This window comes from Pseudomonas sp. 1928-m, from assembly GCF_029269135.1.
Lineage (GTDB): Bacteria > Pseudomonadota > Gammaproteobacteria > Pseudomonadales > Pseudomonadaceae > Aquipseudomonas.
Genome location: NZ_JARIXO010000001.1, coordinates 1227378 through 1251542, shown reverse-complemented (window position 1 = coordinate 1251542; position 24165 = coordinate 1227378). Strand labels below are relative to the sequence as shown.

Here is a 24165-nt window from a genome sequence, read left to right as displayed (position 1 = left end):
CCAACCTACGGCTATAGCCAGGTTACGTGCTGTTCAAGCGGAAAGCGCAGGCGCGGGTTGTACACGCCCTTCTCATCCTGCTTACCTACCGCCAGCAGCATGATCGGTAACGCCTGGCGCGGGATGCTCAGGGTTTTGCGCAGGCGTACTTCATCAAAGCCTTCCATTGGGCAGGTGGCATAGCCATGGCTCTGGAAAGCCAGCATCAAGTTCTGCGCCGCCAACGCCGCGGACTTCACCGCCCAGATGCGCATCTGCGCGCGGCTGTTGGGCGCGCGCATCAGCGGCTTGCGCCAGGCTGCCACCCGCAGCAGCTGACGTTTGAACAGCCCAAACAGACCGAATGGTCCCTGGTTGTACTGAAAGGGTGCGGTCTTGTTGTAGAAGCGGCGAATCCGCGCCGGCACATCCGGCTCCGGCCAGTAGTCGATGATGTTCTGGCAAGCCTGCTTCCAGGTATCCGGGCGCGCCAACACGGCAATAATCAGCGGCGCTTTGGCGGCGTTCTGACTCATGCACACCGGGTGCAAACGGGCCAGCAACGCTGGGTCGCGAATCACCTGAAAACTCCAGGGCTGCAGGTTGCAGGAATTGGGCGCGAGCACCGCCAGTTCCAGGCAATCACGCACCACCTCATCAGGCACCGCGTCGGCGGTAAAGCGCCTTACTGCGCGGCGGCTTTCGATCAGCTCACGCAGTGCGGCAGGGGTCGCGGGAGAAATGGCGGTATCAGCGGGAAACAGGCTCATCGGGGGCATCCTCGGCAGATCAACCGATTAAGCCGCGATGCCTGGCCGCGAACAAGCCATGTACAAACTTAGTCCGCAGCCTTGGCGTATATGACCTTAGCCCAAGGCCTTTTCGATAGCCTGGATGATGCTCGGATCATCCGGCGTGGTGCGCGGCGAGAAGCGCGCCAGCACGCGGCCGTCGTGACCAACCAGGAATTTCTCGAAGTTCCAGGTGATATCGCCTGGAAATTCGGCACCCTCGCCCGCCAGCAAACGGTACAGCGGATGACGCTCCGGCCCGTTCACCTCAAGCTTGCTGCCCAACGGGAAGGTCACGCCGTAGTTGAGGCTGCAGAACTCGCGAATGGCTTCCTCACTGTCGGGCTCCTGCTCGGCAAACTGGTTGCACGGCAGGCCCAGCACGCTGAAACCCTGACTCTTGTACTGCTGATAGAGCTTTTCCAGGCCGGCATACTGCGGCGTCAGGCCGCACTTGGAGGCCACATTGACAACCAACACCACCTGCCCCTTAAAGGGTGCCAGCGGCAGCTCATGGCCATCCAGTGCACGCAGGTTGAGGTCGTGAAAGGCACTCATGGCTAACTCCTTGAGAACACACGGGTTACACGTAGCGGACAAAAAAGGCGCCTATCTGAAGGCGCCTTTCTTCTGTTGCAGCTTAGCAGTCAAGCCAACGGTTGATACGACCATAAGTCGACTCGTGGCGACCACATAAGGCTAAACCATCAATGATGATGACCACCTTCGCCATGGATATGCCCATGCGCAACTTCTTCTTCGCTGGCATCACGCACGCTGACAACCTTGACCTTGAAGTGCAGGCGCTGGCCAGCCAGTGGGTGGTTGCCGTCAACAATCACGTCGTCGCCTTCCAGTTCGCGGATGGTGACGATCTGCATGCCGCCGTCCGGGCCGGAGGCGTGGAACTGCATGCCGATTTCCAGCTCATCAACACCTTCGAACATCGAACGGTTGAGGGTGGCTACCAGTTCGGCGCTGTACTCGCCGTAGGCGTCTTCCGGCTCGACTGCAACTTCCAGCTCGTCGCCGGCTTGCTTGCCCAGCAGGGCTTTTTCCAGGCCGCCGATGATGTTGCCGGCACCGTGCAGATAAGCCAGCGGCGCGCCGCCTGCGGAACTGTCGATCACCTCACCGGCATCGTTAGTCAGGGTATAGTCGATGGAGACGGCCTTATTGGCGGCGATCAGCATGGGGCGAGACCTTTTGCTTGGAAATAAAGAGCGGGCAAGTTTACCCAAGGGCACGCGCGAAAGCGAACCGGACACAGACGGACGGCCAAGCGTGGCCTTAGTGCGCGTGCTTGATTTTCGTCAGGATGAGCACGGCGATTGGCTGGCAGTATTGTCCTGCGGCCATACTCAGCACCTGCGCCACCAGCCGCCTTGGCAGAATCGCGCCTGGGTGCTGGATGCGCAGCAACGCCAGGCGCAGCTGGAAAAACCCTTCCTCTGCGGCTGGTGCGCAACTGAACATGCAGCAAGCGAGGCGCTGACAGAGCGCCCGAACAAAGATTTGCACAAGGAGCGGTAAATGCCCGCACGCAATATTCTGGTGATCAACTGCGGCAGTTCATCGATCAAGTTTGCCCTGATCAACGAAGACCAAGATGCCTTTATTCTCAGCGGCCTGGCCGAGCGCCTGGGCAGTCCGGATGCGCAAGTTCACTGGCAACAGGGCGACAGCAAGGACAGCCTGATTCTGCCCCATGCCGATCACCGCGCCGCCCTCGCCCAGGTGTTGCCTCTGGTACAGGCTGCAGCGGGCGGCCAATTGCACGGCATCGGCCACCGCGTGGTGCATGGCGGCGAGCATTTCACCGCAGCCTGTCGCCTGGATGCGCTGAGCCTTGCGGCGATTCGCGCTACCGCACCGCTGGCACCGCTGCATAACCCGGCCAACCTGCTGGGCATCGAAGCGGCGATCAAGCTGTTCCCAACCCTGACCCAGGTGGCGGTATTCGACACCGCGTTTCACCAGACCCTACCCGAACACGCCTACCGCTATGCCCTGCCCGAGCACCTGTACCGTGAGCACGGCGTACGCCGCTATGGCTTTCATGGCACCAGCCACCGTTTTGTCAGCCAGCGCGCCGCGGAAATGGCCGGGCTGCCGGTCAACGCCAGCAGCTGGCTGGTGGCGCACCTGGGTAACGGTTGTTCGACCTGCGCCATCGTCGATGGTCAGAGCCGCGATACCAGCATGGGCCTGACGCCGCTGGAAGGCGTGGTGATGGGCACGCGCAGCGGTGATGTCGACCCCAATCTGCACAGCCACCTGGCGCGCACCCTGGGTTGGAGCCTGGAGCAGATCGAAGCCATGCTCAATAAAGACAGCGGCCTGCAGGGCCTCTCCGGTCTGTCCAACGATATGCGCACCCTGGAGCAGGCCCGCGAACAGGGCCATGCCGGCGCCACCCTGGCCATCGAGGTGTTCTGCTATCGCCTGGCCAAATCCCTGGCAGCCATGAGCTGCGCCCTGCCGCAGCTCGACGGGTTGATCTTTACCGGCGGCATCGGCGAGAACTCGGCGCTGATCCGCAGCAAGACCGTGGCGCACCTGAAGCTGCTCAACCTGGCCCTCGACGATCAGGCCAACGCTCGCACCATGCGCGGTGCGGCTGGGCCGATCCAGGCCCAAGGCCACCCACGCGTAATGGTCGTGCCGACCAATGAAGAACGACAGATTGCCCTCGACACCCTGGCGCTACTCGAAGCCTGAGCGACGCGCATCCCGTTGGGCTTCGCTGCGCTCAGCGCCAACCTACACATGGAGACAGCATGCACACCTTCTTTATTGCCCCCACCGGTTTCGGTGTCGGCCTGACCTCGATCAGCCTGGGCCTGGTCGGTGCCCTGGAGCGTGCCGGCCTCAAGGTCGGCTTCTTCAAACCCATCGCCCAGCCACATCAGGGCGATATGGGCCCGGAACGCTCCAGTGAACTGATCGCCCGCACCCATGGCCTGCACTCGCCAAAACCACTGGCCCTGGCGCACGTCGAGCGCATGCTCGGCGACGGCCAATTGGATGAACTGCTGGAAGAAATCATCAGCCTCTATCAGCAAGCCGCCGAAGGCAAAGACGTGGTGATCGTCGAAGGCATGGTGCCGACGCGCCAGGCCAGCTACGCCGCGCGGGTCAACTTCCACCTGGCCAAGAGCGTGGATGCAGAAGTCATTCTGGTCTCCGCACCGGAGCAGGAAAGTCTCAGCGAACTGAGCGACCGGGTGGAAATCCAGGCCCAGCTGTTTGGCGGGCCGAAAGACGAGAAAGTGCTCGGGGTGATCCTCAACAAAGTGCGCAGTGACGATGGCATCGAAGCCTTCGCCAATCGCCTGAAAGAACTCTCACCGTTGCTCAAGGGCGATGACTTCCGCTTGCTCGGCTGCATCCCCTGGCAAGACGAACTGAACGCCCCGCGCACCCGCGACATCGCCGACCTGCTCGGCGCGCGGGTGCTGAATGCCGGTGATTACGAGCAGCGGCGCATGCTGAAGATCGTGCTCTGCGCCCGCGCCGTAGCCAACACCGTGCAACTGCTCAAGCCCGGCACCTTGGTGGTGACGCCGGGGGACCGCGACGACATCATCCTCGCCGCCAGCCTGGCGGCGATGAATGGCATGCCGCTGGCCGGTCTGCTGCTGTGCAGCGACTTTGCCCCCGACCCACGGATCATGGAGCTGTGCCGTGGCGCGTTGCAGGGCGGCTTGCCGGTGATGACGGTAAGCACCGGCTCCTACGACACCGCCACCAACCTCAACCGCCTGAACAAGGAAATTCCGGTCGACGACAAGGAGCGCGCGGAAAAGGTCGCCGACTTCGTCGCCAGCCATATCGACCATGAATGGTTATTCGCCCGCTGCGGCACGCCACGCGAGCTGCGCATGTCGCCGCCGGCGTTCCGTTACCAACTGGTGCAACGCGCCAAGGCCGCCAACAAGCGCATCGTTCTACCCGAAGGCAGCGAACCGCGCACCGTGCAGGCCGCCGCCATCTGCCAGGCCCGCGGCATCGCCCGCTGCGTGCTGCTGGCCAAGCCGGAGGATGTTCACGCAGTGGCCCATGCCCACGGCATCGACCTGCCGGAAGGGCTGGAAATCCTCGACCCGGACCTGATTCGCGAGCGCTATGTCGAGCCCATGGTCGAGCTGCGCAAAGGCAAAGGACTGAACGCGCCGATGGCCGCTGCACAACTGGAAGACACCGTGGTGCTGGGCACCATGATGCTCGCCCTGGATGAAGTCGACGGTCTGGTGTCCGGGGCAATCAACACCACCGCCAACACCATCCGCCCAGCGCTGCAACTGATCAAAACCGCGCCGGGCTACAAGCTGGTGTCGTCGGTGTTCTTTATGCTGCTGCCCGATCAGGTGCTGGTCTACGGCGACTGCGCGGTAAACCCTGACCCAACAGCGGTGGAACTGGCGGAAATCGCCCTGCAAAGCGCGGCGTCGGCCAGCGCCTTCGGCATCATCCCGCGGGTGGCGATGCTCAGCTACTCCACCGGTGATTCCGGCAGCGGTGAAGAGGTCGAGAAAGTCCGCGAGGCCACCCGTCTGGCCAAGGCCATCGACCCGCAACTGCTGCTCGACGGCCCGCTGCAATACGACGCCGCGGCGATTGAAAGTGTCGGTCGGCAGAAGGCCCCCGGCAGCCCGGTTGCCGGCCGTGCCACGGTATTTATCTTCCCCGACCTGAATACCGGTAACACCACCTACAAGGCGGTGCAACGCAGCGCTGATTGCGTCAGCGTCGGACCGATGTTGCAGGGCCTGCGCAAGCCGGTGAATGACCTGTCGCGCGGCGCGCTGGTCGATGACATCGTCTACACCATCGCCCTGACCGCGATCCAGGCCGCCAACCTGCCGCAGTAATACACCGCCAGGGCTGCTCAACGGCGGCCCTGGCCAGGTAAAAGCGCTAAAAATCAGCGAAACGCAGCGATCACCAACGTTTCGAAAGGCTTGCAGTTCGATGCATAGGCGTTAACCTGTGCGCCGACCGATCTGTGGTGGAAAACTGCAGACATAGATAAGTCGGGACAATTCTGCTGAGAACCTACGCCATAGCGCTCAGCAGAACTGCCCCATTTTTTGGAGGCACCTGCCCCCCATGCTGCATTTCCTGCCTGCCCCGCTGCGCGGCCTGCTTGCTGGCCTGATGCTCGCCCTGAACACCCTGATCTGCTGCTGGCCGCTGTTTGCCGTGGCCTTGCTCAAACTGCTGCTGCCCATTCCAGCGGTCCAGCGCGGCTTGCGCTTTGTCATGCACGGGATTGCCGAGTTCTGGATCAGCACCAACAAGTTCTGGATGAACCTGGTCGGTCGCACCCACTGGGATGTGGCCGGTCTCAGTGGCTTCGACAAGCAGCATTCCTACCTGGTGACCAGCAACCACCAGAGCTGGGTGGATATTCTGGTGCTGCAATATCAGCTCAACCGGCGCATGCCGCTGCTGAAGTTCTTCCTCAAGCAGGAGCTGATCTGGGTGCCGGTAATAGGCCTGTGCTGGTGGGCGCTGGAATTCCCGTTTATGAAGCGCTTCAGCAAGGAATACCTGGCCAAACACCCGGAAAAACGCGGCCAGGACCTGGCCACCACGCGCAAGGCCTGCGAGCGCTACAAAACCAACCCGGTATCGGTGTTCAACTTCCTCGAAGGCACGCGCCTGTCGCCCGCCAAGCATGCGCAGCAGCAATCACCGTTCAAGCACCTGCTCAAGCCCAAGGCCGGCGGCATTGCCTTTGTGCTGGATGCCATGGGTGAACAGCTGCACAGCCTGGTCAACGTCACCATCCATTACCCGCAGGGCAACCCTGGCTTCTGGGACCTGTTGTGCGGGCGGATTGATCAAGTGGTAGTGCGCTTCGATCAGCTGCAGATTCCCGAAGAATTTATTGGCGGCAACTACGATCAGGACGAAGCCTACCGCCTGCAGTTTCAGCAGTGGGTCAACCAGCTGTGGCTGGACAAGGATGCGCAGCTCGAAGAGCTGAAGCAGCGCTATCCCGCCAAGCCAGCGTAATACTGTTCGGTTAAGAAAAATGCCGCTTGCCTGTAACAGGCAAGCGGCATTTTTTACATTTAGAGCCGTAGGGTGGATGACGCTTTACCCATCCACCACAACCGAATGCCGGCTGGGCGGTGGATGAAAAGAGCGTCATCCACCCTACGTCGTATCGCCGCAACCTCAAGCCCGCCTAACTGGCGGGCTTTTCATTGGCAGACGGCAAATTGTGCCAATCCAGCTGCGCGGGGAAGGTTTTGACCTGCTCGGCACTTAGCCCCGGCGCAACCAGAAAGCCCTGCATGATTGCGCAGTTATGCGCCGCCAACCAATCGCGCTGGGCCATGGTTTCCACGCCCTCGGCGATTACTTCCAGCCCCAGGTTGCGGCCCAGGTCGATGATGGTGCTGACCACCGCAGCGTCACGCGGCGAGTCGAGCATATTGGAGATAAACAGGCGGTCGATCTTCAGCGTATCCAGCTCGAAATGACGCAGATAAGCCAGCGATGAGTAACCGGTGCCGAAGTCATCGATGGCGATCTTCACCCCCAGCTGACGCAGCTGGCGCAGCTGCTCCTGGCTGGTTTCCAGGTCCTGCATCAGCGCACTTTCGGTGACTTCCACCTCCAGCTGCCGGGGGTTCAACTGGTGCTCTTCAAGCACCCGGCGCAGGTCATTAACCAGCTGCGGCATACCAAACTGCACCGGGCTGACATTCAGGCTGAGCACCAGTTCATTGCCGTACTGCTGGCTCAGCTGTTGGCATTTCTCGATCCCCGCCTGAAAAATCCAGCTGCCCAGGCGGTTGATCAGGCGGGTCTCTTCCAGCAGCGGAATAAACACCCCCGGCGCCACGGTGCCGGCAACCCGGTGCTGCCAGCGCAACAAGGCCTCGAAGCCGCGCAGGCGCCCGCTCTCCAGGTAGATCTGCGGCTGGTAGACCAGGACGAAATCATCATTCTCGATGGCGTTGCGCAGGCTTTCCTCAAGCATCAACCGTGAGCGTGCGCGGCCGTTCATTTCCGGGGAGAAGAAGCGGTATTGCTGGCGGCCCGTGCGCTTGGCCTCGTACATGGCCATGTCGGCGGCGCGCAGCAAGCCTTCCACGCTTTGCCCACATTCGGGGAAACAGGCAATCCCTACGCTCGCGCCCAGGGTTACCTCGATGCCATCGAGGTTATGCCGCACCGACACCTGCTCGATCAGTTTCTCGGCGATGCGCGCGGCGTCCTCCGGGTGTTCCAGGCTGTCGAGCAAAGCAGTGAACTCATCGCCGCCAATCCGCGCCAGGCTGTCATAGGGGCGCAGGCTGGCCTTGAGCTGGTCGCCAACCAGCTTGAGCAAGCGGTCGCCAACGTCATGACCGAGGGAGTCATTGATGCGCTTGAAGCCATCCAGATCGAGATAAAGCACCGCCATGCGCTGGCCGCTGCGATTGATCCGCGACAGCGCCGACTCCAGCGCCTGATAAAAGCCACGGCGGTTGAGCAGACCAGTCAGGGCATCGGTAATCGCCTGCGATTCGAGTTGCTGGTGCAGATGACGCACCACCGACATATCCAGGGCCATCACCACCATGGCGTGCTGCAGGCGCGGCAAGGGGGAACAGGACAGCGCCACCGGCACCTGCCCACCGTTCAGCGTGCGCAGGTTGGCGTCATGCAAGCGATAGGCTTCACCGCGCCGCCACTGCAGGTAAAACTCGGACAGGCGCCATTCGCTGGTGACTTGCGGGCTGACCAGATAGGAAAGCATTTCACTGCCTTCCAGATCGCTGATCGAGCCCTCAAGCATGCGTGCCATGGCCGGGTTGGCGAAGTTGATCCGGCCATCTTCGCCCACCACCATGATGCCTTCGGCGGCGTTGTCCAGCACCGAGGCGTTGAACGCCCGCGCGGTGTCCAGTTGCTGGGTCAGTTGCAGAAGCTCGCTGCGGTTGCGCTCATGTTCGAGCAGGGCGTGAATCTTGTGGCGCAATACACTGGGATCGAACGGCTTGAGCATAAAGTCCACCGCACCGGTGGCGTAGCCCTTGATCACCGAATCCTGGGTCTGCGCGATGGCGGAGACGAAAATAATCGGGGTAAAGCGGGTACGCGGGTTGCCACGCATCAAGCGGGCGACTTCAAAGCCGTCCATGTGCGGCATCTGCACGTCCAGCAGCACCAGGCCGACATCCTCTTCGAGCATGCACTGCAGGGCCGTTTCGCCCGAATCGACACAACGCAGTTGCCAGTCGCCCTCCTCCAGCAGAGCCTGCATGGCCACCAGGTTTTCCGGGCGGTCATCCACCACCAGCAGAATCTGCGTGCTGGACACGCTCTTCAGCTGTACATGTGCCATATCTCCTCCCTTGTCCCTGGCGAGCGCCTTGCGACTCCTGTTGCGGTTGAGGTTAGCAGGCCGCAGCGAAACTACTGCGGCGCTGCGGCGGATGCCCCGAATGAGCCCGTATGCGGGTCGGCAGTGGCCAGCCAACGCACCAGAAGCTCAAGCAAGGCCTCGCGGCTGACCGGTTTGGCCAGGTAGTCATCGGCGCCCGCAGTGATGCATTTCTCCCGGTCGCCTTTCATCGCGTGGGCAGTCAGGGCGATGATCGGGATGCTGCAACCGTGCTCGGTCTTGAGCAGCCGGGTGGCGGTGTAGCCGTCCATGGTCGGCATGGCCATGTCCATCAGGATCAGGTCGAACGGTTCGCGCTCGTAACAGTTGATGGCCTCCTGACCGTCCTTGGCCGAGCTGATGATCAGCCCGACTTCATCCAGCAAAGCCGTCAGGGCATAGACATTGCGCACGTCATCATCCACCAGCAGCACGCGCCGGCCTTCCAGCGGATTCTCGATTCTCGGGCTTCCGGCCCGCGCTGGGTCACGCACACTGCCCAGAAAGCCCTGCACCGCCTCGCTCAGTTCCTGCATGTCCTCGCCGTGTTTGTGCACCACCACCGCGCTGTAACGGCGCAGGCGCTGCAGGGCCTGGCGGGTGACATCGACACCGGTATTGATCACCACCCGCGTGCCATTCAGCGGGCGCTGGCGGTTGAGGGTTTCCAGCAGCTCAAAGCCGTCCTGATCGGGCAGATCAAGGTCGATCACCAATGCATTGAACATCCCGGCGGCATAAGCCTGCTGCGCCTCATCGGCGCGCGCGCAGGCCTGCACATCAAAGCCCAGCTGCTGCAGATGCTCACGGTAATGCTCGCGCTCAACCTCAACATCCTCGACCAGCAACAGGCGCTGCGCCGGCGATTGGTCGAGCTGTTGCAGGTCGACAAACACCTGTTCCAGGTCCGCACGCTGAATCGGCTTAACCAGATAGCGCGTACCGTCATCGTTCCAGTCCACCGGTTGCGGTACGCAGGAGATGATATGCACCGGGGTGCTGCGGTGGCTGGCCTGGCTGCGCAGGCGGCGGAACAACTGCCAGCCGCTGATATCCGGCAGCAGAATATCCAGGATCACCGCACTGAAACGCTCGCTGTGCAGCAGGTTGAGCGCCTGCACGCCAGAGCGGCAATGCACGCTGGCAAAGCCGTGAGCGTGCGCCTCCTCGGCCAGTACCACAGCAAAATTCACATCGTCTTCAACAATCAGCACCGCCGGGCCTTCGCCGCTGCGCTGCGGCGCGTCGGCGGCCGGCTCTGCATGCTCCTGCACCTGCGCCACCACCCGCACCGGCAGCTGCACGGTAAAGCAGGAGCCTTCACCCAGCGCACTTTGCAGGCTGATCTCGCCGTCCATCGCCAACACCAACTGGCGGGTAATCGCCAACCCCAGCCCGGTGCCACCAAAGCGCCGACTGGTGGAGCCATCGATCTGCTGGAAAGCCTGGAATATCTGCTCATGCTGCTCGGCAGGGATACCTATACCGCTGTCGCGCACGCTGAAGTTGAGCAGCTCATGGCCCTCCTCGGGCTCACCACTGGCGCAGGACACGCTCAGGCTGACCTCGCCGTGCTCGGTAAACTTCAGCGCGTTGGACAGCAGGTTGCGCAGGATCTGCTGCAAGCGGATGCGGTCTGTGTGAATCACCCGCGGCACCCCGGCCTCCAGCTGGGTATGCAGACGCAGGCCCTTGATCTCGGCCATCGGCCGCAGGCTGGCATCCAGCTCGACCAGCACATCCTGCATGTTCAGCGGCTCGAGCTTGAGCTGCATACGCCCGGACTCGACCTTGGCAAGATCGAGCACATCGTTGATCAACTGCAGCAGGTCGCTGCCGGCACGGTGGACGATATCGGCATGCTTGGCCTGCTTCTCGGTCAGGTTGCCGGCGCTGTTCAGGCGCAACTGGTCGCTGAGAATCAGGATGCTGTTGAGCGGCGTGCGCAGCTCATGGGACATATTGGCGAGGAATTCCGACTTGTAGCGGTTGGCCAGAATCAGTTGCTCGGCCTGGTCGCGCAGGCGCTGTTCGGCGGCCTTGCGCTCGCTGATGTCGATAATCACCGCCTGCACCAGCGCGCCCTCGCCACCGCTGATCGGCGACAGGCCCACCTCTAGGGGAATCTGCCGACCATCGCGGTGCTGGCCGAACAGCTCGCGGTTATTGCCCATGCGCCGTGGTTCCGGGCTCTTCTGATAGCCCTGGCGCATCGGCACATGGCTGCCACGCAGGGCCGTGGGCAGCAGAATCTCTACCGGCTGGGCGAGCAGCGCCTCACGGCCATAGCCAAACAGTTGCTCGGTCTGCCGGTTGACCATGGCGATACAGCCTTTGTTATCGACCAGCACGATGGCATTGGGCGACGCCTCGACCACCAGGCGAAAGCGCTCTTCGGCGCCCTTGCGCGCGCGCAGGTCAATCAGGTTGATCAGGTAATTGACCCCGCCGGAATCGCCCAGCACGCTCAGGCTCAGCGCCACCGGCACTTCTTCGCCAAGATCACGGCGCGCCAGGTATTCGTTGGACAGCTCCGAGGTGTCGTGATCGATGGCCAGGGCGCTGAGCTGCTCAACACTCGGCAAAAAGCGTTTAACCCGTTCACCGACCAAGCCCTCGGGCGTCGAGTCGAGCAAGTCGGCGGCGCTGCGGTTGGCCATCTCGATCCGCCCCTGGGCGTTGCACAGCAAGGTCGCCACCGGCAGCCGCTCGACCAGCAGGCGGAAGCGCTCTTCGCGCTCACGCAGTTTGTCGGTGGCCAGGTGGTTGGCGTGCAGCTCGCGCTCACGCAGATACAGATAGCCACCGACCAGCAAGGCCAGCAGCGCCGCAGCCACCAGGCCGATCCATAAACTGATACCGCCGCGGCTGGAAAAGGCCGCTTCATAGGCTGGCGTACTGGTTACCTGCAGCACCCAGTTGCGCCCATACAAGGGTAATTCCAGCTCATGCTGAAAGCCTGGCTGCAGGGCAACCCCCTGCGCCTCGGCGCTTAGCAAGGGGGTTTGCAGAGCCTGCTGATCCTTGATCACCACATCAAAGCGCTGGCTCTGCGCACCGAGAATGCCTTCCATCAGCTCATGGCTGCGAAACGCCCCATGCACCATGCCGAGCAAGGCAGTACGGCGTTCCTCGGCCGTGCTCTGCGGCATGCCGGGCTGGTACACCGGCAGAAACAACAGCACCCCGCCCTGCACATTGGCCTCGGTTTCCTGGCGCAGGGTAACGGGCGCACTGAGAATCGCCTGGCCCGTGTCGATAGCCTGCTCAGCGGCGGCGCGGCGCACCTCTTCGCTGAGCAGGTCAAAGCCCAGTACCCGGCGGTTACGCCAGTCCAGCGGGCTGATGTAGTCGATCAACAGATAGTGCTCACGCACACCCGTGGGAAATGCCCGGTAGTCGGCACGCCCCAAGCTCTGCTGGGTAGCCAGATAGGCATCAAGCTGCTCGGCGCGTAGATAACGCGACCACGCCAGGCCGAGGATGCCTGGGTAGCGGTCCTGCAGCTGCAACTGATCGAGGGCGCGATCCCACTCGGTGAGGGACACATGATCACTGCCAGTCATCAACCCGGAAACGCCACGCAGCACCATTTCATAAGCGCGCATACGGCTTTTTACACGCTGGCCGATGTCCTGCGCTTCCAGCTCGAAGCGCTGCTGGTTCTGCTCGCGCTCACGCAGCTCGAAGACCTGCCATTGCCAGACGATCAACGCCCCCAGGCCAAGCGACAAGGCCAGGGTGACCCACAACGGCAGCCAGGGTTTACGCGAGGAAGAAACATGCCTGTCGTCCATGATTGCTCCAGTTGTCGTCCATGTCCGGTGCGGGCGGCGCACCGATGCGGCAGGGTTGTTGGAACCACTGCCAGCAGTCTAGTCACGATTTGAACGGCGGGCCGAACCTAAATTGCAGGCATAAAAAAGCCGCGCATTCGAACCAATGCGCGGCTGTTTTGCAGCCTGCGGTTACAGCGGACGCAGGTTGATTTCTACCCGGCGATTCTGTGCACGACCTGCTTCATTGGCATTGCTGGCAATCGGCTGGCTCGGGCCGGCGCCATAAGACGACAGCCGCGAAGCCGGAACGCCATTGGCGCTCAGGTAAGAGGCGACGCTCTGCGCACGGCGGTTGGAGAGGTTCTGGTTCAACTCGAACGAGCCGGTGCTGTCGGTATGGCCGACGATATCGATGCCGTTCTTGTTGAACTCCTTGAACACCGTAACCAAGGAGTTGAGGGTTGGGTAAAACCCACTGGAGATATCCGCCGAGTTGGTGGCAAAGGTGATATTGCCCGGCATGATCAGTTTCAGGTCATCGCCATTGCGCTGCACCTGCACGCCCGTGCCCTGCAGGGTCTGGCGTAGCTTGGCTTCCTGGGTGTCGACGTAGTAGCCGTAACCACCACCGGCCGCACCGCCGACTGCCGCGCCGATCAGGGCACCTTTGCCGCGATCCTTCTTGCTCGATGTGGCTGCACCAATCACCGCACCGGTCACTGCGCCGACACCGCCGTAAATGCCCGCTTTACCTGCCTCACGCTCACCGGTATAGGGGTTGGTGGTACAGCCGGCGAGCACGCCAAGACCGAGGGTAACAACAGCCAGATTTCGCCACAGCTTCATGCGTACTTCCTTTGAATATCGGATCGGGACAGGTTTGCACCTGGGTTTTCGAGCCCGATACGTGGTTAAAGTTCATTTTCCGGGGTGATTGAGCAGGCCTACAGCCTGCTAAGCACGAACAAACGGATTATCACGCATCTCATCACCGAGGCGCGTATCGGCGCCATGGCCGGTCACCACGGTGGCGTCTTCGTCCAGGGTATACAGGCGCTGCTTGATCGAGCGTTCAATAGTCGAGTAATCGCCGCCCCACAGGTCGGTGCGGCCGATACCGCGCTTGAACAGGGTATCGCCAGCGATCAGCAGCTTGTCCTGGGGGAACCAGAAACTCATCGAGCCCGGCGTATGCCCCGGTGTGTGCAGCGCCACACCACAGCCGCAGGCCAGCTCCTCGTCATCACTCAACCACTGATCCGGCGCCGGCACCGGCGTGTAAGGCACGCCGAACATGCGGCACTGCATCTCCAGGTTATCCCAGAGAAATTGATCCTCTTTATGCAAGTGCAGGGTCGCCCCGGTCTTCTCCTTCATCTGCCCGGAGGCGAGGAAGTGATCAAGGTGCGCGTGGGTGTGAATGATGCTCACCACCTTCAGCCCATGGGCCTCCAGACGCGCCATGATCAGCTCGGGGTTGCCACCCGGATCGACGACGATGGCCTTCTTGGTAAGCGGGTCACCGATGACCGTGCAGTTGCACTGCAAAGGCCCGACGGGGAAGGTTTCGCGGATCAGGGTCGGGGTTGCGGCAGAACTCATGGTTATTCCTCAGCGCGGTAATCGCTGGGCAGTTTACCCGTCCATTTCTTGAACGCACGGCGAAAATTCGACGGGTCGCTGAAGCCCAGCAGGTAGGCGATTTCATACAGCGACAGGTGGGTGGTAGTGAGGTATTGCAGGGCCAGGCTTTTGCGCACTTCATCGAGCACTTGCTGGTAACTGGTGCCCATATTCGACAGATGCCGGCGCAAACTGCGGCCGCTGGTGTGTAGGGCATCGGCGGCGCTGGCCAGGTCGGGGAAGTCACCGGGGCGCGCCAGCAGTAAGCGGCGCACGCGGGTCAGCAGGCCGTCCTGCACATCCAGGCTGGCCAGCAGGGCCTCGCATTGCTGCTCGCACATCTGCACGGTGGCAGGGTTGGCCAAAGCCATCGGCCGGTCCAGGTAGCTGACCGGCATGCTCAGGCGGTGATAAGGCTGATCAAACGCCACCGCTACGCCAAACAGCCGCTCGTAGCGCTCGGCGTAATGCGGCGCGGCATGGGCAAAGCCCACCTCGACCTCCTGCAGCCGCTCGCCGACCAGAAAACGCGCGATGGTGTAGAGGCTGGTTAGCAAACCTTCGGCGGCGAAGCGACTGAGCGGGCCCAATGGCATGGTTTCACTGGCGCGCAGTTCGATCCGGGTGCCCAGCTCGACCATTTCCAGCTCATAGGTCAGGCCCAGTACGCGGTAGTACTTGAGGGCGAACTGCATGGCCTTGCCGAGGTTGGCGCTGGACAGCACGGCATAACCGAGGATGCCGTGGGTTGAGACATTCAGCCGCTGACCGAGCAACAGGCCCAGCGCTGGCTCATCACACAGACGCAAGGCGCTGCTGGTGAGTTGGGTGAAGTCGATAAAGGACAATCGCCCCTGAGGGTTGCCCAGCACTTCGGGCCGCACCCGCGCCTCGGCAAACAGCTGCGCGCGCGGTACGCCCAGCTCCTCGACCAGGTCAAGCAAGGCGGCGGCATAGGCAACGGGAACCAGTTCGGCGGAAAAATTCAATGATGGCTTCATGGTCTTCTTATTATCTGGCCAGATATGACCACTGGCAGCGACGATAACCCTGTTCGACAAAATCCGACAAGGGCATCCCTGCACCGTAGGGCCAGGTCAGCCGCCTGCGTAGTTTGTGCGAAGGCTTTGGCCATACTCAGGACTTGAGCAGCCGATCACCACAGCCGAAGGTTGGGCGCAGGCATGGCGCGAGTGTCTTCCACGTCCAGGCAAGCGCTCTAGCACGCAGATGTGCTAACCCACGCACGGCGCTGACACGCCATAAAGCCTGGTACACCCGTGCAATATTGGCCATATATGACCGAAATATTGGCTGTTGTGAACCTTTGCCGAAGCGCTTGGCGAATCCATAGTGAGTCACGCTTTAGTCACAGACTCAGGGAGTCAGCATGGTCAGCACTACCCCGGAAGGTTTGCAGATTCGTCCACGGCATATGGATTTCGATTTCCCCAATCCGCTGCCGCGCCACTGGCACAGTGGGGATGCCTTCAAAAGCCATTTGTTCGATGCCATGTCGGTGCTGTTCCCCGATGGCGAGCGCTTCTTTATCGACTCGGTGCGGCACTTCCGCGACCAGATCGATGACCCGGTGCTGAAAGAGCAGATCCGTGGCTTTATCGGCCAGGAAGGCCACCACAGCCGCGAACATCTGGAATACAGCAATCGCCTGCGCGACCTGGGTTACAACATCACCCGTATCGAGAAACGCGCCCAGGCGCGGATTCGCTACACCCAGAAGAAGTTCTCGCCGCAGCGGCAACTGGCCGCCACGGCTGCGCTGGAGCACATCACCGCGATCATGGCCGACGGCCTGCTCAAGGACCCGAAACATCTGGCAGGCGCTCACCCCACCATGGTGCGCCTGTGGCGCTGGCACGCGCTGGAGGAAACCGAGCACAAGGCGGTGGCCTTCGACGTGTACAACCAGGTGTGCGGCAGCCGCAAACTGCTGCGCCGGGCGATGATCATGGGCACCTTCTTCTTCGTGCTCGACACCACTCGCGGCCTGGCGCATATGCTTAAACAGGACGGCCTGCTGTGGAACTGGCGCGTATGGCGCGATGGCATCCAGTGGATGTGGGGTAAGGAAGGCGTATTCCGCCCGCTGATCAGCACCTACCGCGACTTCTTCAAACCCAACTTCCACCCCTGGGAGCACAACAATCTGGAACTGCTCTACCAGACCCGCAGCGAATTTGATGCGCCGACGCAGAGCCAGGCGGCCTGAGGCGGACACTCAGGCAAAACGACAAGGGAGCCGTATGGCTCCCTTTTTAGTGTGCGTCAGCATTTCTGTAGCCGGATGTAATCCGGGGAAATTTCCCGTCAACCAATCCGCTCCCGGATTGCATCCGGGCTACGCCCCGCTCCTCCTGAAGCTGCGGGCCACGGCGCAACCGCAGCCCGCATATCCAAAAATCACCCCTGGAGAAAACGCAGGGTATCGGCCGCGCTTTGCTGCGGGATTTCCTCCATCGGAATATGCCCAACACCTGGGTAGGTTTTTACCTGAATCGCCGGCAAGTCACGCTGCCACAGCGGTACGTGCTTGGGCGAAATCCAGCGATCACGCTCGCCCCACAGCAGCAGCGTCGACGCCTGAATCTGCGCCACCCGCGCGGGTGTACCATGCAGCTCTTCCTTGTTGACCTTGAGCAGCACGCGGAAGATATCCATCATCGCCCGGCGATTGCCCGGTCGCCGCGTCAGGTCGTTGTAGCGATCCACCACACCCGGTTTGATCCGTGCTGGTTCGCCGTAGACTTCCTTGATGCCCTGGGCGATAAGCGCGCGCGGCATCCAAAGCGGCATGGCCACGGTGGCACCGGGCAAAGCGGCAGCGGCAATCATCCACGGCACCTTGTGCATGTGATAACCGGCTGGGTCGATCAGCACCAGTTTTTCCACCCGCTGTGGCTGCGCCAGGGCGAAGTTCCAGGCGATATAACCGCCCAGCGAGTTGCCGACAATCGAGGCTTTATTCACGCCCAGGTAGTCGAGCAGCAGACCGAATACCTTGATCATCCGCTCGGCGGAATACACGCCATCACGAGCCGGTCCGGTGAGGCCGAAGCCCGGCACATCGAAGCGGATCACCCGGTAATCGGCGGCAAAAGCTGGCAACCAGTCATCCCAGGTGTGCAGCGAAGCCACCACGCCGTGGATCAGCACCAGCACCGGTTTGTCGCGACTGCCTTCATCGCGGTAATGCAGGTTGAAGCCGTCGAGTTCGATATAGCGCGAGCCGTTGGCGGCGTTGCCATAGCGCGCCTTGAGGCTTTCCAGCGGCAAAGCGCCGAAGCCCAGGCGGGCAAAACCGGCCGCCAGTGGCGGCATCAGCGGAAGACTGGAAGCAGACATGCAGGCACCTCTAGATTGTTGTTATGGGAAAGACGCATCCGGGCTATCAGAGCATTTCCACCCTCAGCTGACGCCTAACCTAGGTTAGGTACGACAATTGCCTACGCTCGGTGATGCTTCGTTAAAAAACGGTTCGGAATGCTCATTTACAGCTCGTAAACTCCGCTTCCTCACCGTTTTTTGCCTCGCCTGACCGTCGCTCGACGACTTTTCGTACCTAACCTAGGTTGAGCTGGGCGCAGGACACAGCGAGGCGATCAGCAGCTCGCTGAGCACGCGCTTGGCTTGTTCGATTTCCGCACGGCTGGCGGCGCGACCGAGCAGTTCCAGCGAGGCCGCTTCCATGGCCCAGATCAGCGCGCGGTAGGTCAGCGGCTCGGCGGCCTGGGTCGCGCCATGCAGACGTTCGGCCAGCAACCGCGCCATCTCGGTATGCGCCCGTTGCCGGTGCGCGGCCAGCGGTGAATCGGCGCGCAGGGCTTCTTCCTGCATCAGGCGGATAATCGGCCCGACCGCCAGGTGATAGTCGAAGTAGCGCCCGACCATGCCCTGCAACCAGGCCTGTGGGCTGCCGGCGATGCTCTGCATTTCACTGAAGCGCGACAGCAGCAGGGACACCGCCGTCTGGTAGATGCCTTCGAGCACCTGCATCTTGTTCTCGAAGTATTTGTAGAAGGTGCGCCGCGACACATTGGCCGCCGCCAGCAGGTCATTCACCGTGGTGTCGGCCAGGCCCTTGCGGGCAAATACCGGAATTGCCGCCAGCTGGATATTGGTGCGCTGCAGATGGCCGATCAGCGGCCCGTCGCCATCCTGTTCCTGCTGCTGGGCTACGGCACCGTAACCGCCGAGGTCTTCAAATACTGCGCGAACGGCACCCAGTTCTGCCAACGCCTGCTGCATTGCACTTTACCCAACCAAGGCGCGGGTGACGCGAGCCGCCAAGCTGGTTACGCTGAGCCACGCCATCGCCGCAGGATTATTGTTGTGCTGAACACGCTAACACGCCGCCCTTACCTACCGCTGGCCATCCTTTTGCTGGTTCTGCTGTCGCCTGTGCAGGCCGCTGAACTGTTCTATCTCGGGCAGAAGATTCCCGATATCCACAAGCCCTGGAACAGCGCTGACTACCAGCAACTGCTAGAGGCGTTGAACAAGGTCGACAACACCCAGCTCAACGCCCTGCCCCGGCGCAGCGGCGAGTTCACCGGGCCGATCTACCAGCGCATGGTCAGTGAAGAGAACTTCCGCCCGCAGCTGAATATCTACGCCCCCCTTGAACTACGGCAGAACGAAGCCCGCGAAGCGCTGTTTCGCCTTAAGGAGCTGATGCGTCTGTATTTTGATTTTCGTGCCGTGCAACAGCCCTATGCCGCCGAGGCGCTGGGTTTGATGAGTTATTCACTGCGCCAGCAGGCGGTGCTGTTTACCCTGACCACCGAATTCTGGATGACCCTCTCGGAAAGCGAGCAAAGCAACCCGGTGCGCCTGCAAGGCCTGCATGAAACCAAGGCGGCGGCGGCCATGCTCACCTCCAGCGCCCTGGACTATCTGGGCCTGACCAAACAGTTTGGTCGTGAAGAACTGGTGCTCTACAGCGCCGAGCTGAGCAAACAGCTGCCCGAGCTGTTTATCCATTTAAGTGGGGATGTGCGCGAGACCTTGCTACAACGCGTCGAGCAGCTTGCCCAGCAGCACACCTACGCAGAAGTGCAGCAAAACATGCGCGAGCTACAGCCGGTGCTGCTGAGCATCCAGCAGGATGTTCACGAGAAGCTGGCGGCCGCTGCCGCGCAACCGCGCAAAACGCCTACGCGCAGCCTAGACCTGTCGGTTCCGGCGGAATCAGCGCAGTAGGCCGAGGCTCTTGGCCCGCGCCACCGCCTGGGTGCGCCGCTCGACGCCGAGCTTGCTATTGATATGGCGGGCGTGGGTCTTCACCGTGTGCAGGGAGATAAACAGGCTGTCGCTGATCTCCTGGTTGGAGCAGCCCTGGGCGATCAGCTGCAGCACCGACAGTTCGCGCGAACTGAGGGCATCGACCACGCCGGCATAGTCGTCCTGGCCAACGGCCTGCGCTGACTGCGGCAGGTGCTGCCGCAAGGCGTCAATCAAAGGGCTCGCGTCCTGCCCCAGCAACTGCTCGCGCAGCCACTCGGGTTGCTGACTCAGCAGCCCATGGAACGGCAACAACCCACCACCAGCGGCTGCCTGCAAAGCGCTGCGCAACTGTTGCTGCGCCTCACGCTCACGCCCGCCGTCACGCAGCAAGGCCGTCAGCTGCATCTGGGCAATCGCCCCGAGCAACTGCCCGCCGGCGTTCTGCGCCAGCTGACTCAGCCCGCGCAAACGCCGCTCAGCTTGCTCATCCTCACCCTGCAAACTCTCGTAAGTGGCCAGGTGCAATTGGATATGCAACGGCAGTTGCGGATGGAACTCCGGCGCCGCAGCCGCCTGCTCGCCACCATAGGCATCCAGCAGCCGGCTCAGCCAGACGCCCGCCAGCTCAGTCTGCCCCTGACGCAGCCACAGCTCACATTTGGTCAGGGTGATCATCGCCAGGTAGTAGATCGGCGGGATATCCCAGATATGCATCAGCCGTTCGGCTTCGGCCAGCTGAGCAAAGGCCTCGGGCAGGTTGCCACTGCGTCCTTCCAGGCTAGCCAGCACGCAGTAACCGATCAGCACACTGATATCGCGGCAAGCACGGGCCTCGGCGATCCCGGCCAACAGGCGTTGCCGCGCTTGCTGCGGCTGCAGGCGCAGGCTCAGCAGATAACCTTCATAGAGGGTCAAGCGTCCGCGCGCAGCATACTGACGCTGGGCCGGCAGATTGGCCAGACGCTGCTGGCCCTGACGCACTTCGTCCAGCGCGCGCAATACTTCGCCACGGGCCTGCAACACCCGCGCACGGTCGTAATGGGCCAGTGCCTCGAACAGCGGGTTACCAACGCGCTGCGCCAGCTCCAAGGCTTCGCGGTTCAGTCCCCGAGCGCGCCATAGATCACCGTGGACGATGGCCAGGTTGGCCAGGCTAGAGAGACACATCAAACGCTGCCCGTAACGGTCCAATGGCAGACAGCTCAGCGCTTCGCTGCAATAGGCCTGGGCCTTGGCACTGTCACCGCGCCCCCGCGCAATCACCCCGCTCAGGGCCAACCACTGGGCCAGCAAACCTTCCTGCTCGCAGCGATCACGCGCGGGCAGAAAACGCCCCAGCTCAGCCAACAGTTCTTCGGCGGCATCCAGCTGACAGGCCAACGCCAGCGCCCAGCCGTAGAGCAGAATCAGGCGTGGCGTACTGGTCAGCAGGCTGTCCGGCAAGTCCATCTTCCAGCGCAGCAAGGTGGCGACGTTCTGCTCGGCCAGCAGTTGCTCCTCGGAGAGGTTCTGCACCAGGTTGGCTGCCACGTCCGGCTGACCGGCACGCAACGCCTGCTCGATGGCTTCATCCAGCAGCCCTTCGGAACTGAACCAGCGGCACGCGCGCAGATGCAGGCCTGAAGTTGGCTGCGGCCGGCTGCGCAGTAAGTCGGAAAACAGATGGTGATAACGAAACCATTTGCCCTGCTCGTCCAGCGGCACCAGAAACACCTGATGGGCCTGCAAGTGACGCAGAATCGCGGCGCTGTCATGGGCATCACGCAGGGCATCACACAACTCGGCGCAGAAGCGCTCCTGACTGGCCGTTTCATAGAGAAAGGCTTGCACATCAGCCGGCTGGCGTTCGATCACCTCTTCCAGCAGGTAGTCATGAATCAGCCCGTCGCCCCCCTGCACCAGTGCCGGTAACGCCGCGGACTCCTGCGCCTCACTGGCGGCCAGCGACCACAAGCGCAGCCCCGCGACCCAGCCTTCGCTGCGTTGCAACAGCGCGGCCAGCGCTTCTGCCGACAACTCGGCACCCTGCAAGCGGAGCAAGGCGGTGCTTTCGCTATCAGTGAGGCGCAGATCCTGCTCGTGCAATTCCAGCAACTGCCGCGACAGACGCAGGCGCGCCAAGTGCCAATCAGGGCGCTGGCGACTGGTCACCAACATCACCAGGCCTGGCGGTAGGTGGCTCAGAAAGAACTGCAGGCAACGGTCAAGCACTGCGCCCTGGGCCAGGTGGTAGTCATCCAGCACCAGCAACAGCGGCTGTTGAGGATCGAGGCGCAGCGCCAGCTCATCGAGCAGACCGTCGAGCCACTCTTCAAAGGCAAACGGCTGATGCCGCTGGCGCAGGCGCAACAAGCCAAGTGCTTCCTGACCAACGCCTGGGAAAAACTGTTGCAGCCCGCTAAGCAAACGCTCCAGAAAACGCCCTGGATCACTGTCGCGTGAACTCAAGCCCAGCCATAGGCTTTGCCACTGTTCGGGCAGATGCTCGCAGAACTCGATGGCCAATGAGCTTTTACCGAAGCCTGCCGGCGCGCTGACCAACAGCAGTCGCCCAGCCAAGCCGCCCAACAGACGCTCGCACAACCCCGGGCGCGGCACGTAACTGACCGGTAAAGGGGGGCGATAGAAATGCCCGCCGAGTACATTGGGCGCGGCAACCAAGCCAGGAATGCGGGACAGATCAGTCATCAGCCAGTTTCTTGTAGTAGTCAGGCAGAGGCACTACCAATGCCCCGCAGACTAGCCTCTTGATGCGCGCATTTGAAGCCCTTGTGGCCCTCAGGTAGCAAACGGCAATGATTGCTCAGTCCCTATTGAACATTTCCCGAGCTTTATCACAGGCATAAAAAATGGGCGGGAGCCATTTTTAACCTCGCGCAGCGACGGCCCGAAGGGTGGCCGCCATCGATGGCTGGACATAAAAAAACCGGCCCTTGCGGGCCGGTTCTTTATGCAGCGTTACTCAGGTTTAGCGTACGCCAGCCTGGCGCAGGGCCGCTGGGGTGTAATCGCTTTCCTTCGCTGGGTAGTCGAACTCGTAAGCACTTTTCTCTTCGTTCTTCATACCCAGAGCCAGGTAACGACCGGACAGCAGGTCATACAAGGTCTCTACGCTGTACCACGGCACTTGCTTGTCGTAGTAGTACTGAGCATGGGCTTCAGCCACACGCCACAGGGTACCGCGACCGTCGTAGTGGTCGATGGCAGCAGCTTGCCAAGTATCTTCGTCGAGGTAGAAGTCACGCTTGGCATAGATATGGCGCTCGCCCGATTTCAGGGTTGCGGTCACATGCCATACGCGGTGCAACTCGTAACGAGTCAGGTCCTGGTTGATATGGCCAGCCTTGATGATCTCGCTGTACTTCAGCTTCGGCGAGTCCAGACGGTAGCTGTTGTAAGGAATGTAGATTTCCTTCTTACCGTTGAGTTTCCACTCGTAGCGGTCAGGAGCACCGTTGTACATGTCAAAGTTGTCGGACGTACGCAGACCGTCAGCAGCGGTACCTGGGCCGTCGTAGGACACCTGCGGTGCACGACGTACACGACGCTGACCGGCGTTGTACAGCCACGCCAGACGCGGCTCTTTCACCTGGTTGAGGGTTTCGTGCACCAACAGCACGTTACCTGCCAGACGCGAAGGCGCGGTTACGCGCTGTTTGAAGTAGAACAGTACGTTGCTTGGCTTGCTGGTATCGGCATCTTTCAGCGCACCACGGAAGGTGAACTCATCCTGGAAGTAAACCAGGCTGTAGGAGCCATTCGGCTGTGGAGTCGCCTGGGTTACCAGACGCTTCACGCTGCCACCACGGTAGCGAGTGATGTGGTTCCAGATCGCTTCCAGGCCGTCTTTCGGAATCGGGAAGGGGTTAGCCTGCTCGAAATTCTCCAGACCATTACCGCCTTCGACCATCTTGGTGTTGACTGCGTTGTTCTTCGCAGCGGCCAGGATAAAGTCCGGCATGGTCGCCGTACGATGAGTGGCGAACACCGGCATTTTGTAGCTTTCCGGATAACGCTTGAACATCGCCAACTGGCCAGGGGTCAGCTTGTCTTTATACTGATCAACGTTTTGCGCGGTGATGGTGAACAGCGGCTGCTCGCTCGGGAACGGGTCCGAGAGGAAACCCGCAGCATCAGCCGAACCCGCGCTGGCTGGCAGACCGCCAGTCCATGCCGGGATCGAACCATCAGCATTACCCGCCATTTCCGCACCAACCGGAGTCAGCGTAGTACCCAACTTGGCAGCCTCATCCGGCGATACCGCTGCCATCACACCGCTGGCCAGCAGCGAGAGTGTCAGCGCACCGGTTTGCAGCAGACTTTTTGTTGTTTTCATAGTCATAGTCGTCCTCAAAATCTC

General features: G+C 61.6%; 18 protein-coding genes. 6 read left to right on the top strand and 12 right to left on the bottom strand.

Annotated elements, in window-relative coordinates; genetic code table 11:
* Positions 1–11 precede the first annotated feature (11 nt).
* From P3C18_RS05565 to P3C18_RS05555, 3 genes are all read right to left on the bottom strand, one after another.
* Positions 12–749 (bottom strand): nitroreductase family protein, encoded by a 738-nt coding sequence (locus tag P3C18_RS05565; RefSeq protein WP_275960858.1) that lies wholly within the window; start codon positions 747–749, stop codon positions 12–14.
* Positions 750–845: 96 nt separating this feature from the next.
* Complete coding sequence (locus P3C18_RS05560; RefSeq protein ID WP_275960857.1) at positions 846–1328, bottom strand: glutathione peroxidase; 483 nt, start codon at positions 1326–1328, stop codon at positions 846–848.
* 149 nt (positions 1329–1477) lie between these two features.
* A complete protein-coding gene (locus P3C18_RS05555) occupies positions 1478–1963 on the bottom strand; it encodes a peptidylprolyl isomerase (RefSeq protein ID WP_275960856.1) in 486 nt (161 codons plus the stop codon).
* On the opposite strand from P3C18_RS05555, the gene P3C18_RS05550 reads away from it, so the two are divergent.
* From P3C18_RS05550 to P3C18_RS05535, 4 genes are all read left to right on the top strand, one after another.
* On the top strand, positions 1932–2303 hold the full coding sequence (locus P3C18_RS05550; protein WP_275960855.1) for a DUF3565 domain-containing protein: 372 nt from the start codon (positions 1932–1934) through the stop codon (positions 2301–2303). The genes P3C18_RS05555 and P3C18_RS05550 overlap by 32 nt on opposite strands.
* Complete coding sequence (locus P3C18_RS05545; RefSeq protein ID WP_275960854.1) at positions 2304–3491, top strand: acetate kinase; 1188 nt, start codon at positions 2304–2306, stop codon at positions 3489–3491.
* 59 nt (positions 3492–3550) lie between these two features.
* A complete protein-coding gene (gene pta / locus P3C18_RS05540; RefSeq protein WP_275960853.1) occupies positions 3551–5644 on the top strand; it encodes a phosphate acetyltransferase in 2094 nt (697 codons plus the stop codon).
* A gap of 238 nt (positions 5645–5882) precedes the next feature.
* The gene (locus P3C18_RS05535) at positions 5883–6794 is read left to right on the top strand and encodes an acyltransferase (protein ID WP_275960852.1); all 912 of its coding nucleotides are present in this window, start codon (positions 5883–5885) and stop codon (positions 6792–6794) included.
* A gap of 175 nt (positions 6795–6969) precedes the next feature.
* Here the strand turns inward: P3C18_RS05535 and P3C18_RS05530 are convergent, their stop codons facing one another.
* The 5 genes from P3C18_RS05530 to P3C18_RS05510 all read right to left on the bottom strand — a co-directional run bounded on the left by P3C18_RS05530 (position 6970) and on the right by P3C18_RS05510 (position 15562).
* Positions 6970–9120: an EAL domain-containing protein gene (locus tag P3C18_RS05530; protein WP_275960851.1), complete on the bottom strand. Its 2151-nt coding sequence runs from the start codon at positions 9118–9120 to the stop codon at positions 6970–6972.
* 71 nt (positions 9121–9191) lie between these two features.
* Positions 9192–12956, bottom strand: coding sequence for a response regulator (locus P3C18_RS05525; protein ID WP_275960850.1), 3765 nt, complete (start codon positions 12954–12956; stop codon positions 9192–9194).
* Positions 12957–13127: 171 nt separating this feature from the next.
* Complete coding sequence (locus P3C18_RS05520; protein WP_275960849.1) at positions 13128–13784, bottom strand: OmpA family protein; 657 nt, start codon at positions 13782–13784, stop codon at positions 13128–13130.
* Positions 13785–13892: 108 nt separating this feature from the next.
* A complete protein-coding gene (locus tag P3C18_RS05515) occupies positions 13893–14540 on the bottom strand; it encodes an MBL fold metallo-hydrolase (RefSeq protein ID WP_275960848.1) in 648 nt (215 codons plus the stop codon).
* A gap of 2 nt (positions 14541–14542) precedes the next feature.
* On the bottom strand, positions 14543–15562 hold the full coding sequence (locus P3C18_RS05510; RefSeq protein ID WP_275960847.1) for an AraC family transcriptional regulator: 1020 nt from the start codon (positions 15560–15562) through the stop codon (positions 14543–14545).
* 389 nt (positions 15563–15951) lie between these two features.
* Between P3C18_RS05510 and P3C18_RS05505 the strand changes: the two genes are divergently transcribed.
* Positions 15952–16791, top strand: a complete 840-nt coding sequence (locus tag P3C18_RS05505; protein ID WP_275960846.1) for a metal-dependent hydrolase — start codon at positions 15952–15954, stop codon at positions 16789–16791.
* 191 nt (positions 16792–16982) lie between these two features.
* On the opposite strand, the gene P3C18_RS05500 is transcribed toward P3C18_RS05505, so the two are convergent.
* Both P3C18_RS05500 and P3C18_RS05495 read right to left on the bottom strand, forming a co-directional pair.
* Positions 16983–17924, bottom strand: a complete 942-nt coding sequence (locus tag P3C18_RS05500; protein WP_275960845.1) for an alpha/beta hydrolase — start codon at positions 17922–17924, stop codon at positions 16983–16985.
* 222 nt (positions 17925–18146) lie between these two features.
* Entirely contained in the window at positions 18147–18827 is a 681-nt protein-coding gene (locus tag P3C18_RS05495) for a TetR/AcrR family transcriptional regulator (RefSeq protein ID WP_275960844.1), read from the bottom strand.
* Positions 18828–18914: 87 nt separating this feature from the next.
* On the opposite strand from P3C18_RS05495, the gene P3C18_RS05490 reads away from it, so the two are divergent.
* Entirely contained in the window at positions 18915–19781 is an 867-nt protein-coding gene (locus P3C18_RS05490) for a hypothetical protein (RefSeq protein WP_275961590.1), read from the top strand.
* Here P3C18_RS05490 and P3C18_RS05485 read toward each other — a convergent pair.
* On the bottom strand, positions 19770–22493 hold the full coding sequence (locus P3C18_RS05485) for a LuxR C-terminal-related transcriptional regulator (RefSeq protein WP_275960843.1): 2724 nt from the start codon (positions 22491–22493) through the stop codon (positions 19770–19772). The two genes, P3C18_RS05490 and P3C18_RS05485, sit on opposite strands and share 12 nt — an antisense overlap.
* A 280-nt stretch (positions 22494–22773) precedes the next feature.
* Complete coding sequence (locus P3C18_RS05480) at positions 22774–24141, bottom strand: DUF1329 domain-containing protein (protein WP_275960842.1); 1368 nt, start codon at positions 24139–24141, stop codon at positions 22774–22776.
* Positions 24142–24165: the final 24 nt, after the last annotated feature.